The organism is Streptomyces sp. WM4235 (assembly GCF_001279725.1).
Classification (GTDB): Bacteria; Actinomycetota; Actinomycetes; order Streptomycetales; family Streptomycetaceae; genus Streptomyces.
The window spans coordinates 19247-31593 of sequence record NZ_LGDE01000429.1 but is presented as its reverse complement, the minus strand read 5'-3'; the positions used below and the strand labels follow the sequence as shown (position 1 = coordinate 31593).

The following is a 12347-nucleotide window of genomic DNA, read 5'->3' as shown; positions in this document are numbered from 1 at the left end:
CTGATGGAACATCAGACGGTGGGGGAAATACGGCTGTCAGGCGCCCAGCTGCTGCCACTCGTCGAGCTGCTGGAGGTCGAAGACGTCTTTGACCCCGGAGATGCTGTCCTCCAGGTGAGAGGTGTGGCCGGTCTCGTAGATCGACCGGTAGGTGGAGCGCAGCGACGTGATCGTGGCGCGCAGTCCCTGGTTCGCGTAGATGACGGCCGACACACCCGCGGCCCGGGCGTCGTCCGCGTGCCAGTCGGGGTAGGTGGTGGGCACCACGACGACGGGCAGCCGGTCGTCCCAGTGGGCGAGGAACTCAAGGACCTGGTCCTTGGTCTTCTGCTTCGAGTGGACGAGCACCGCGTCCGCGCCGGCATCGGCGTAGGCGTTGCACCGCTTGAGGGCCTCGTCGACACCGAGTCCGCTGATCATGGCCTCCGTGCGGGCGATGACGAAGAAGTCGTCGGTCCGCTGGGCCTTCTTCGCCGTCTCGATCTTGTGGGCGAAGGCGCTCACATCCAGCAGGGTGTGATCGGCGGCCGCGAAGCTGTTCATCTTCGGGAAGATCTTGTCTTCGATGCTCACGGCGGTGATGCCGGCGCTCTCGTACTCGGCCACCATGTAGGCGACGTTCATGCTGTTGCCGAACCCGGTGTCGCAGTCGGCGACGACCGGCACGGAGAGCGCCTTCTGGATGTTGGCGGCCGCTTCCAGATAGTCCGTCATGCTCAGGAGGCTGGCGTCGGGGAGGCAGCGCGCCGCGGAGATCTCGAAGCTCGACGCCCACACGGCCTGGAAGCCGCTCTGCTCGGCGATGCGGCCGCCCAGGGAGGAGTGCGCACCGGCGATCTTGGTCAGGGGGTTGTCGGCCAGTACCTGTCGGAACGACGGATAGCTGTTGCGGATCATGGGGTTAACTCCTTTGGTGCGGCGGCATCGATGGACGCCGCCGGGTCCGATGGGGTCTGTCGGGTGAAGGCTCGACCGGCGGCAAGGCCGGTGACGAGGAACAGCGCGGCCAGGATCAGCCAGCCGGTGGCGCCGAGACTCATCGTGAGCACGGTGACGAGAGCGGGGCCCAGGAACTGCTGGAAGCCCCGCGCGAGAGCGAAGACGCCTTGGTACTCGCCCATGCGGTCGGGGGGCGGCAGGGCGAAGGCCAGTCCCCAACTGCCCGAGGCCTGGGCCAGCTCGCCCAGGGTGAGCGCGATCAGCGAGGGCACCAGGAACACCGTGGCCCAGACCGCTCCTCTGCCCCCGGACAGGGCGAACAGCACACAGGCGACCGCCAGCAGCACTCCTGCCCGTACGAGCAGGCGACCAGAGCCGTGCACGGTCTCCGAGCCCCTGCTCGCGACGCGCTGGAAGAGCACCACCATGATCGTGTTCAGGGCGATCAGAACGGCCGTCAGGGCTCCGGGGGCGCCGGTCCGGTGGACGATCCACAACGGCATGCCCACCGTCAGGACTGGCAGATAGAACTCCAGCACACCGCTGAGCCCGGTCGCGAGCAGGAAGCGCCGGTCCTTGATCGCGACCCAGGACCGTTTGGCGGGCGCCGCCGGAACGGGCTCCACATCGGCCGGCGGCCGCAACCGGAAGGCGATGACGGCGCAGCTCAGCTGGAGTACCGCGTTCGCCGTGGTGATCGCGATGAAGGCGGAGCGGCTGCCGTCGGCCAGTGCCAGGCCCGCCAGGGCCGCCCCGCCGGTGAAGCCGAGATTGAAGAGGCTGCGCATCTGGGCGCGCACCCCCGACGCCTTGGCCTTGCCGAACAGGGCGTGAATCAGGGCGCCGCGCAGCGGGCCGCCGGCCCCTGTTTCGCAGATCCCGATGAGGGCCGCGACCACGACGAACTCGGCCAGGTTGTCGACGAAGGGGTAGACGAAGAACAGGGGGCCCAGCAGCGCGTAGCTGATGGCCAGCGGAACGCGTGCCCCGAACCGATCGGCGATCCGGCCGGCCGGCATCGAGCAGAGGAAACCGCAGACACCCGCGATCGACATGGCGATCGCCAGTTGGTCGGCGGAGAATCCTGCGGTCCGGGTGAAGAAGATCACGCTGGAGGTGAGGAAGAGACCGGTGCCGAGCGACTGCGCGAACGTCAGGGCGGCCATCGGGCGCGCCGCGCCGGGCTCGGGGACCAGGTCGCGCAGGAGGTCGAGGGGTCTGGTGAGTGTGGTGGGCAGAGGGCTTTTGGGCAAGGGGGTTCCCCGTTAGCGGCGGGAGGGTCGCGGATCAGCTGCCCGCTGTGATTTCACCGGTGGGCGGTGGCTCCCGGGCGGACCGACGGACGATGGAGGCCGCATCCGGCAACGCACCCCTTCCGCCACGTCGTTGATGCCACGGAGGCTGCAACGTGCTTCGCGGTGCGTGGTGTTGAGCCACAGTCGGATTCGGTCCGGACGTATCCGCTTCGGCCGGACGGCCGGCGCGAAGGCAACATCTCACCCACAGGCGCGATGAGGTCCAAGTCGGCTGTCCGGAGGGCGAGTTCCGCCTGGTGGCCGCCAGGCCGACCGGTCAACTCGATGATGCGCGGGAGCGTGCCGGTCACGGTGTGGTGGGACACCCTGTCGCGGCAGCCGGAACTCGCCACCGACACATGGTCCCGGTGTCGGTACGAGCCCACCCCGGAGCGGCAACTCCTCGATTCAGACCTGTTCGAAGAGTTCCGGCTTTTCCACCGCTTCCGCGAGCTGCCTGATGGTGCTCCGGCGAAGAACTCCGGAACGCGGCATGGGAAGTCCCGCATCGATCGCACGGGTCGCGATTGTCAGCGCCATGAGCGAATCACCGCCGAGGTCGAAGAAATCGGCGTCAATATCGGTGACGGGCTCGCCGAGAGCTTCTTCCCAGAGGTGGGAAAGCGTCTCCACAATACTCGCGTTCAATATGTCGATCCTCTCGAATCTGCCGCCAGGGCAAGAGCGCGCCCAGGTCGAGCACGTGCTTTCGGCTTGAACTGCCGGTCAGGTTTGACCATGTGGGCAGCACGGAATGGGAGTTGCCCGACAGCGGCTCAGGGAGCGCGAGTCGCACCGAATCTTTTACAGGAGCCGGAGAAACTTTTTGACTCCCCTTTAACAACCCCTCGCGGGCTGCCGCAGCCGGCCGTCCACCAATTCCACTCGCATGGTCGACCGATCGCGTACAGCCGACTTACCGGTCGGTAATGCGAATGACATGATCCAATCACATGGCAGCCGTCGAAGCAATCCGACCCTGGTTATGGAATGGCAATATGGCGGCCTGTAACGGCGCCTTTTCTCAACGTGCCGGAACCTCCCAGGAGGTCGGCGCCCGCCAGTCGCGCCACTCCTCCCACCAGCCCGCACCCCGCTCCACAAGGGCGACCACCTCGGCGGCCGCCGCGCGTACGGACGCCTCCTCGTGCGTGGTGAAGCCGCCGGAGCGCACCCGCTCCTCGAACTCGTCGACGTCCTTCCACCGGTAGGGCGAACCATCGCCGGGGATCCACAGGTCCAACTCCTGGTCCAGCGTGTCGAAACCGTCCGGTGTGCGGCGCATCGGCTCCTGGAAGTTGACGTACCAGCCCTGGAACCGAGAGCCCTCCCGGCGCGCCCACACCGAGTAGCCCTCCCCGGGCCGCTGCAGCTGCAGTACGCCGTCCGACTGCCAGACGTGCTCGAACGCGGCCCAGGGGTGCGGGCCCCAGCGGAACTCTTGGGTCCCGAATGTGAGGGGCGTGTTCTTGGCCAGATAGACGGCCAGGGTGTGGCCGTCGTCGGCGGCCACTCGCACCGGATAGCGAATCCATTCGTAATCGTCCAGGATTTCGCGCCGGACAATCACTTCGCCGACAGAAAAGGTGGTTTGCATGATCGCGACTCTATCGACGCGCCGCTGTCCCCCCGGGAACGGGATCCGCCCGGTAAAACCCCTGGCGCTCGGCGGGGCGAGCATGACCGAGGTGGCGGCTGAGCGGGAGCCGCGGGCAAGGATTGCGGGCCGGAACCGATTTCACCGCGCGCGGTGGGGCGGGCAGGGTCGAAAGGGCCGTGGTCGCGGCGTCGAGGTCGGTGGTGCGTCGGTGGAACATGTGCGTGGGTATTCCCTTGGAGCTGTTGGTGCGAGCAGACGCCTGCTCCCGTGATGAGCTGCGAGTGACCTGCGGACAAAGCCTGAGGTCCATCGCTCACGTTCGGCGGTGATGGCGCTGACGTTCCCCCAACGTCGCACGCTCCGGGTGTGGATGACGTTTCCATTGGCGTCCGTGAACTGTCAAGTTCGGCACGCCCAGAGGGCTTTCGCAGTCGATGGCCGGAGCCGCCCGGGGGAGTGATTGGCGTCACCCCTTCATGGCGTGTCCGCATGGGCGGTACCGAATTTCCCCGATCCGGCCCGCCCGAGGAACGTGATGTCCGGCACACGTGAGGTCGGTTGCCGCGGAGGCGTCGGCGCCGCCACCTTTTCGGCCAGGGGGGCCGGAAGTCTACTTTGCGGCCCGCTCGTACGTGCCATCGATTTGGCGGTGCGTCCCCCGTGTTCCATGATGTGAGACGGGATCAGGTGTGGCTCGCACCTTCGAACTACAGGGCACACGTGCATTGTTGACTAGTCAACAGATGAGGTCGGGGGACCGTCACGCCGCAGTGGCCGCCTGTTTCCTTTCCCTTTCAACTTCGTCTTCAGGTAAAGGCAGCATGCCCGTCCAGCGGTTTTCCGACCTCGTGCGTTTCGCCCGAGACTGCTCCCCTTTCTACGCCGACCTCTACGCAGACCTGCCGCCCGAGGTGAACAGCCTCACCGACCTGCCGGTGGTGGATCAGAACGCGTTCTGGGCCGCCAATACCCTCCACGACAACCGGGTCCTGACCGCCCCCCTGGCGGAGGCCGTCGTGTACAAGACGGGCGGCACCACCGGCACCCCGCGCTTCTCCTGCTACACCCGGGAGGAGTGGAGCGAGTTCGTCACGGCGTTCGGCGCCGGTCTCGTCGACGCGGGTCTGCGGCCCGGTCACCGGGTGGCCGACCTGTTCTACGCGGGTGAGCTGTACGCGAGCTTCCTGTTCGTCCTCGACTCGCTCGCCCACGCCCCCGTGTCCAACGTGCGCCTGCCCATCGGCGGCGGAGCGCCCCTGGAGTCGACGGTCTCCGCCCTCCAGGACTTCGGCGCCCACGTCGTCGCCGGCACGCCGACCACCCTGTGCCGCCTCGCCGAGCACCTGACGTCGACGGGCCGCCGACTCCCGCAGGTGGAACTCCTGTTCTTCGGGGGCGAGGCGCTCTTCTCCGACCAGCGCCGCCTCCTCGCGGGCGCCTTCCCCAACGCCGAACCCCGCTCGCTCGGCTACGCCAGCGTCGACGGCGGCCTCCTCGGCAGGCCCGTCGCCGGCCCGGACACGCGCACGCACCGGCCCTTCACCCCGCACACCGTCGTGGAGATCCTCGACGAGACGACCGGCGAACCGATCCGCGAGGCGGGCCGGCCCGGCCGCGTCGTCGTCACGCAACTCTTCCGCAGCCTCATGCCCGTCATCCGCTACCCCGCCGGCGACCGCGCCGAGTGGACCGACACCGAAGGCGGGGCGTTCCGCGTCCTGGGCCGCGCCGAGGAAGGCGTACGCGTCGGGCCCGTCTCCCTGTACTGGGACGACGCCACGAACGCCGTCGCCGAAGCCGACACCGGGGGCCTCGTCACGGGCACACAACTCGTCGTCCGCCGCTGGGAGGGGCGCGATGGTCTGATCCTGCGCCTGGCCACCGCGCCCGAACACGACCCGGGCACGCTGGAGGTCCTGGCCAAGGCGGTCGTCGAGGGACTGAACACCGCCCGACCGCTCTACCCCGACAGCGTCGCCGCGGGATTCGTCCACCCCCTCGGTGTCGAGTGGACCCGTCACCGCGACCTCGTCGTCAACTCCCGCTCCGGCAAGCTCGTCCGCGTCCTCGACGAGAGGCCCACCGCATGAGCACCCCGACGGCTGCCCCGGGCCGCAGGCCCCCGCTCGTCCTGCGCAACCGCGCCTTCGGGACGGTATGGCTGGGCCAGGTGCTCACCCAGGCCGGGACGCGCATGTTCCAGGTCGGCACCTCCTGGTGGCTCATCGGCCACGTCGCCTCCGGCGACGGCGGTTTCGCCGCCGGCATGCTCATGGCCCTCAGCACCCTGCCCGCCGTGGCCCTGGCCCCACTCGTGGCCCGCGCCATCGCCCGCCGCTCCCACCGCTCGCTGCTGCGCGGCGCGGCCGCCGGCGCGGGGACGGCCGCCGCGGTGCTCGCCGGCTGGGCCGCCGCGAGCGACCTGCCGGTCGTCGCGGTCTACGCGGCGGCCCTGGCCCTGGCGACCTGCCAGGCCTTCTTCGACCCGTGCCTGACCACTTCCGTGCCCGAACTCGTCGACGACGAGGACATCGAGGCGGCGACCGGCTTCGAACTGTCCACCCAGTCGCTCGCGAGCCTGGGTGGAGCCCTGCTCGGCGCACTCGTCGTGGACGTGGCCGGCGTGGCCGGCCTCGCCGCGGGCTGCGCCGTCGCCTACGGCACGGCCGCGGTGCTCATCACGACCGTCCGCTTCCGTGCCCCGGCTTCCACCGAGGGGCCCTCCGTCAACGCGGATGCCGGTGTCGACGCTGACGCCGAAACGGCCGCCGCCCCCGCCCCGCGGCGGACGCTGCGACGGATCCTCGGCCGACTGCCGTACGTGCGCGCCATCCTGCTCTGCTTCACCGCGGCCAACCTCTTCACCACCGCCGTCTTCGTCGTCATGCCGCTGTACACCGCCAAGGTCCTGCACGGCGACGGCGCCACCGTGTCGCTCCTGGAGGCGTCCCTCGGGCTGGGCACGCTCATCGGCTCCTTCACCGGCGCCCGGGTGCCCGGCCGTCCCACCGTGGTCGGCTCCGCCTGCCTGGGTGCGATGGCCGTCGCCCTCGCCGTCCCCGGCCTGATCGCGGCATGGCCCGTGATCGCCGGCGCCCTCCTGGTGACGGGCTGGTGCGTCGGGGTGATCGGCGTCCGCTTCGTGGCCCTGTTCCAGCGCCTGGTCCCGGCCGCCGACAAACCGGCCTTCTTCGCCGTCATGCAGGCGGTGCTCGGAGCGACCTTCCCGGTCGCCTCGCTGCTGTTCGGGCTGCTGGGCGACCACCTCTCCGCGCGGACCCTGTGCCTGATCCAGGCGGCCGGTCTGATCCCCGCCGCCCTCGCCCTGCTCCTGCTTCCCCGGCGATACCGCACGGAGGACGCACCCGGCGCCCGGCCCGCCGACGCACCCGAGGCCGCACCCGAGGCCGAGCCCGAGGCCGCCGACGGGCGCGTCACCCGGCCCGAGGCCGAGGCCGCCGACGCACCCGAGGCGGAAGCCGCCACACACGCGGCGCCCGCTTCCGCGACCCCTGCCGGAGGCACCCGATGAGCGCCGTCATCGAGCAGGCCGCGCCGACGGACATCGCCGACCTGCGCCAGCTGTACTACGCCGTCTACGGACCGCACTACCCCACGGCGTTGGGCACCGACCCGGCCGAGATGTCCCGGCTCATCCGCGACCCGCACACCCTGTGGCTCGTCGCCCGCTGCCCCCGTACCGGCGCCCTCGCCGGATCGGCCGCGATCCACGGCGAGGCCGGCACCCGCATCGGCCGCCTCGAAGGGCTCGCCGTCCACCCGGACCAGCGCGGCTCGGGGCTCGCCGGGCGGCTGACCGAGGCCCTGTGCTCCGCCACCCTCGACGCCGGGACCCTCGACTCGGTGTACGCCACCGTCCGCACCGTCAGCGCCGGACCCCAACGGGTCGTCGCCCGGCACGGGTTCCGCCCGCTCGGCATCCTGCCCAACGCGGTCGACCTCGGCAGCCGGGAAAGCCTCGCGCTCTACGCGCGTCACTCGCCGGGGGTGCTGGACCGCCGGGTCCCCGTCGCCCAGGTACCCGCCCTCCTGGCACCGCTCCTGCGCACCGCCGGGGCGAGCCTCGGCATCAGCTACGCGGACGCCCGGCCCACGACGCCGGCGCCGCTGCCCGCCGGGCCCGCCGCCGCGCCCCTGGAAGTGATCGAGGCACCCGCGTTCGTCCGCCGCCGCTTCCACGCGCACTTCCCCGACGGCGGCCGCTGGTTCTACCCGCTGCACACCCCGAACATCCTGCTCACCCCGGTCGACGGCGACTTCGAGGTGTACGCCTACCTCAACCGCACCGGGGGCTACTGCGCCCTGGTCGCCGCCCACCCCGACCCGACCGCCGCCGCGGGGTGGCTGGAGCCGGTCACCCGTACCCTCACCCGCGCGGGCGCCGGCTACGTCGAGGCCCTCGTGCCCCTCGAACACCACGCCGCGCTGTCCGCCTTCGCCGCCCAGGGCTTCATCGCCGGGGCCGTGTACCCGGCCATGCGCCGGGACGGGGACGGCTTCCACGACTACGTGGTGATGTCCCGCACCACCGAGCACATCGACTTCCGCGGCGTGGTCGTCGACCCGCCGCTCCAACCCTTCCTCGATTCCTATGTGTCGGCCTGGGCGTCGGCGCATCTGCCCTCCCGTGAGGTCGCCCCATGACTGGCTCGAAGCCCCATCTCGCCCCCGTCGACGTCCCCGACGGCACCGCCCTCGCCCGGCTGCAGGAACTCTGCGACCTGACCGACCCCTACGCCGTCGGTCCCGCCGAGGAGGAACTGTTCACCGCGGCCATGGCGGAGATCAACGCCTGGCACCGGGAGCGGTCCCCGTTCTTCCGCGACCTCCAGGACGCAGACCTCCGGGACGCGAACCGCCACGACGGCGACCTCCACGCCGCGGACGCGGACGCGCACGCCACGGACGCGGACGCGCACGCCACGGACGCGGACGCGCACGACACCCCGTACGCGGCGCCCCTGGTGCACGCGAACTTCTTCAAGCGCCACGAGGTCCTCTCCATCCCCCGCGACGACGTCCACCTGCACCTGACCTCCTCCGGCACCACCGGACAGAAGTCGCAGATGTTCTTCGACGAGTGGACGATCCGCTCCGCCCAGCGCATGGTCGCCCGCATCTTCGACCACAACGGCTGGATCACCCCCGACCAGCCGGTCAACTACCTCCTCTACAGCTACGAGCCCGCCCGCGACCTCAACCTGGGCACCTCGTTCACCGACAACTACCTGTGCGACTTCGCCCCGGCCCGACAGGTCGAGTACGCCCTGCGCGACACCGGCAACGGGCACGAGTTCGACCCCTTCGGCTGTGTGGCCGCGCTGCGCCGCTTCGCCGAGGACGACGTCCCGGTCCGCATCCTCGGCTTCCCCGCGTTCCTGTGGTTCACCCTGGAACGGATGCGTGCCATGGGGTTGGCGCCGCTGCAACTGCCCGAGGGCTCCCTGATCATCCTCGGCGGCGGCTGGAAGGGCCACGCCGACCGCCGGATCGGCAAGGACGAGCTGTACGCCCGTGTCACCGAGCAGTTGGGCGTGCCGTCCGAGCGGATCCGCGACACCTTCGGCTCCGTCGAGCACTGCGTCCCGTACATCGAGTGCGCGCGGCACAACCTCCACGCACCCGTCTGGTCCCGCGTCTTCATCCGTTCCACCCGCACCCTCGAACCCCTCCCGTACGGCGAACGCGGCTACCTCCACCTGGTGTCCCCGTACATCACCTCCGTACCGGCACAGAGCGTCGTCATGGGCGACCTCGCCTCGCTGCACCCGGGCGAGGAGTGCGGCTGCGAGCTGACCACCCCGTGGTTCACCATCCACGGTCGCGCCGGAGTCAGCCGCAACCGCAGCTGTGCCGTGGCCGCCGCCGAACTGATGAAGGGAATGTCATGACCGACACCACCAACCACCACTACTGGCAGGGCGCCTTCATCGGCGACGACGAGGCCGCCGACCGACTGGCCGCGCTGCCCGCCGCCGTCGAGGCCGCGCTCGCCGAGCCCCTCGACACCGAGACCGTCCTGGCGGCCTGCGACGCCCTCGCGGCGGCCCTGCGCGATCCCGGCCACCCCGTACGGGACCGGCTGGCCCCCCACCTGCCCGCCGGCGACGCCGAGGACGCCGACACGCTGTACGTCGAACTCGCGGCCTTCCTCGACCGGGGCGCCCTCACCCGCAAACTCCGCCGCGAACTGGGCGGCGCCGCCCCGCAGCGACTGAACCGCCCCGACGCGAAGGAGACGGTGTACGAGGCCTGGGCGCCCGTCGGCCTGGTCGCCCACATCGCCCCCGGAAACGCCGCCACCGTCGCCCCGCTCAGCGTGGTCGAGGGACTCCTCGCGGGCAACGTGAACGTCCTCAAGACCAGCAGCACCGACACCCTCCTCGCCCCGCACCTCCTCGCCGAGCTCGTCGCGCAGGACCCGACCGGCGCCCTCGCCGAACGCGTCATCGTGCTGCGCTTCCCCTCCTCCCGCCAGGACTGGCTGCGCCTGATGTGCGCGCCCGCCGACGCCGTCGCGGTCTGGGGCGGCGAGTCCGCCGTGGCGGGCGTCGCCGCCCACGTCCCGGCCGGCTGCCGGCTCGTGGAATGGGGACACAAGATCTCCTTCGCCTACCTCACGCGGGACGCCTGGGCCGACGGGGCGACCCTGGACGCCCTGGCCGAGGACGTCTGCCTCTTCGAGCAGCAGGCCTGCTCCAGCCCCCAGGTCGTCTACCTCGACACCGAGGACACCGCAGAACTCCACGCGTTCTGCGACCGGCTCGCCGCGGCCCTCGCCGCCCGGCCCGCGCCCGCCGACCAGGAACTCGACCCGGCCGAGTACGCGGAGCTGACCACCACCGAGCACCTCGCCCGCCTGGAGGAACACCTCGGCTTCACCCGCGTCCTCGCCGCCCCCGACCGCACCTGGCGCGTCATGGCCGACATCCGCCCGGCCCTCACCGCCTCCCCGCTGCACCGCAGCGTCTGGGTCAAGCCGCTGCCCCGCAAGCACCTCATGGCGACGCTGCGCCCCATGCGCCGCTACCTCCAGACGGCGGGCCTCGCCGGCAGCCGCACCGACATCGCGGAACTCTCCACCCTGGTCCTGGCCGCCGGAGCCACCCGGGTCACGCCCGTCGGCGCCATGACCGCCGGCTACTCCGGGGAACCGCACGACGGCGTCTACGCCCTCCAGCGCTACAGCCGCCGCGTCTCGGTCCAGGCCGACGAACGCTTCGCCGCCACCGCCTGCCTCGACGACCTCGCCCGCCCGGTCGACTTCCCCCTCCCCGCCGGGCCGCTGCTGGACAAGAACGACGTCCGGGACCTCAACCGGGGCGTCGACCGGGCCGACGCCGAGCTGTACTTCCGCAGCGGGGGCAGCACCGGCGCGCCCGCCCTGTCGCTCTTCACGTACGAGGACTACGACACGCAGATGCGGGCCGCCGCCCGCGGCCTGCTCGCCGCCGGCTACGACCCGGCGCGCGACCGCACCGCCAACCTCTTCTACTGCGGCGGCATGTACGGCGGTTTCATCAGCTTCTTCTCCATCCTGGAACGCCTGGGCGGCGTCCAGATGCCGATGGCCGCGGGCACCGACCACCGGGCCACCGCCGAGATGATCGTCGCGTACGAGGTCGACACCCTCTTCGGGATGCCCTCCTACCTCTGGCAGCTCCTGCACGAGGAAGCCGACCTCCTGCGCTCCTACGGCGGCCTCCGCAAGATCTACTACGGCGGCGAGCACTTCACCGACGAACAGCGCCGCGTCCTCACCGAGACGTTCGGCATCGAGGTCGTCCACTCCATCACCTACGGCAGCACCGACCTCGGCCCCCTCGGCTACCAGTGCACGCACGGCACCGGCGGCGTCCACCACCTCCACGCCGACCTCCACACCCTGGAGATCATCGAGGTCGACACCGACCGCCCGGTGGCACCGGGGGAGACCGGCCGGCTCGTCTTCACCACCCGGGCCCGCCGCGGCCAGCACCTCGACCGGTACGTCATAGGCGACCTCGGGCGGGCGCTGCCCGGGCGCTGCCCCTGCGGCAGCCACGCCCCGCGCTTCGAACTGCTCGGCCGACTCGGCGAGGTGATGCGCGTGGCGACGTACTTCCTGAACCACCGCCGCTTCGTCTCCATCGCGGCGGAGCACCTGGGCCACGCCGGCGAGATGCAGACCGTCCTGACGAGCGGCCCCACCCGCGAGGGAATCACCCTCCGGATGGAGCGGTCCCACGCGCTCGACCCGGACACGGCGCGCGACGCCTTCCTCGCCGCCTACCCGGAGGTGCGCTCGGCGGTCGAGGAGAAGCTGCTCGACTTCACGGTCGAGGCGGTCGACGGGGCCGCGCTCTTCCGCACGCCGACGAGCGGCAAACTGCCGGCGGTCGTGGACCGCAGGCGCGGACAGCAGTCCCCGGACGGGCTCGCCTGAGCCGTCGCCCGCCGGAGCCACCCTCGCCGCCGTCGCCGGGCGGGTCGTGCCGTGACAAATGCCTCCC

The 12347-nt window shown here is 71.0% G+C and carries 9 protein-coding genes; 5 read left to right on the top strand and 4 right to left on the bottom strand.

The features are described 5' to 3' along the window. Positions 1-36: 36 nt before the first annotated feature. The 4 genes from ADK55_RS26365 to ADK55_RS26350 form a co-directional block, all read right to left on the bottom strand. A complete protein-coding gene (locus tag ADK55_RS26365) occupies positions 37-897 on the bottom strand; it encodes an isocitrate lyase/phosphoenolpyruvate mutase family protein (RefSeq protein WP_053682298.1) in 861 nt (286 codons plus the stop codon). Next, positions 894-2192, bottom strand: a complete 1299-nt coding sequence (locus ADK55_RS26360) for an MFS transporter (protein WP_053682297.1) — start codon at positions 2190-2192, stop codon at positions 894-896. Before ADK55_RS26360 ends, ADK55_RS26365 begins: the two co-directional genes overlap by 4 nt. 450 nt (positions 2193-2642) lie before the next feature. Beyond that, positions 2643-2882 carry a phosphopantetheine-binding protein gene (locus ADK55_RS26355; protein WP_159041550.1) on the bottom strand — a complete coding sequence of 80 codons (240 nt, stop codon included), beginning with the start codon at positions 2880-2882 and terminating at the stop codon, positions 2643-2645. A gap of 376 nt (positions 2883-3258) precedes the next feature. After that, positions 3259-3747 (bottom strand): DUF402 domain-containing protein, encoded by a 489-nt coding sequence (locus tag ADK55_RS26350; protein WP_234350247.1) that lies wholly within the window; start codon positions 3745-3747, stop codon positions 3259-3261. 908 nt (positions 3748-4655) lie between these two features. Between ADK55_RS26350 and ADK55_RS26345 the strand changes: the two genes are divergently transcribed. The 5 genes from ADK55_RS26345 to ADK55_RS26325 are packed head-to-tail and all read left to right on the top strand — an operon-like array spanning position 4656 to position 12280. Beyond that, positions 4656-5924, top strand: coding sequence for a phenylacetate--CoA ligase family protein (locus ADK55_RS26345; RefSeq protein ID WP_053682294.1), 1269 nt, complete (start codon positions 4656-4658; stop codon positions 5922-5924). After that, the gene (locus ADK55_RS26340; RefSeq protein WP_078999425.1) at positions 5921-7366 is read left to right on the top strand and encodes an MFS transporter; all 1446 of its coding nucleotides are present in this window, start codon (positions 5921-5923) and stop codon (positions 7364-7366) included. The genes ADK55_RS26345 and ADK55_RS26340 overlap by 4 nt, the downstream gene beginning before the upstream one ends. After that, positions 7363-8499, top strand: coding sequence for a GNAT family N-acetyltransferase (locus tag ADK55_RS26335; RefSeq protein ID WP_053682293.1), 1137 nt, complete (start codon positions 7363-7365; stop codon positions 8497-8499). The genes ADK55_RS26340 and ADK55_RS26335 overlap by 4 nt, the downstream gene beginning before the upstream one ends. Continuing rightward, on the top strand, positions 8496-9746 hold the full coding sequence (locus tag ADK55_RS26330) for an acyl-protein synthase (RefSeq protein WP_053682292.1): 1251 nt from the start codon (positions 8496-8498) through the stop codon (positions 9744-9746). Before ADK55_RS26335 ends, ADK55_RS26330 begins: the two co-directional genes overlap by 4 nt. Continuing rightward, positions 9743-12280, top strand: coding sequence for an acyl-CoA reductase (locus tag ADK55_RS26325; RefSeq protein ID WP_053682291.1), 2538 nt, complete (start codon positions 9743-9745; stop codon positions 12278-12280). The genes ADK55_RS26330 and ADK55_RS26325 overlap by 4 nt, the downstream gene beginning before the upstream one ends. Positions 12281-12347 lie beyond the last annotated feature (67 nt).

Bases quoted from the DNA above. Each gene is read 5' to 3' on its own strand.
- ADK55_RS26365 (WP_053682298.1), bottom strand. From the start codon at position 897: ATGATCCGCAACAGCTATCCGTCGTTCCGACAGGTACTGGCCGACAAC.
- ADK55_RS26345 (WP_053682294.1), top strand. From the start codon at position 4,656: ATGCCCGTCCAGCGGTTTTCCGACCTCGTGCGTTTCGCCCGAGACTGC.
- ADK55_RS26340 (WP_078999425.1), top strand. From the start codon at position 5,921: ATGAGCACCCCGACGGCTGCCCCGGGCCGCAGGCCCCCGCTCGTCCTG.
- ADK55_RS26335 (WP_053682293.1), top strand. From the start codon at position 7,363: ATGAGCGCCGTCATCGAGCAGGCCGCGCCGACGGACATCGCCGACCTG.
- ADK55_RS26330 (WP_053682292.1), top strand. From the start codon at position 8,496: ATGACTGGCTCGAAGCCCCATCTCGCCCCCGTCGACGTCCCCGACGGC.
- ADK55_RS26325 (WP_053682291.1), top strand. From the start codon at position 9,743: ATGACCGACACCACCAACCACCACTACTGGCAGGGCGCCTTCATCGGC.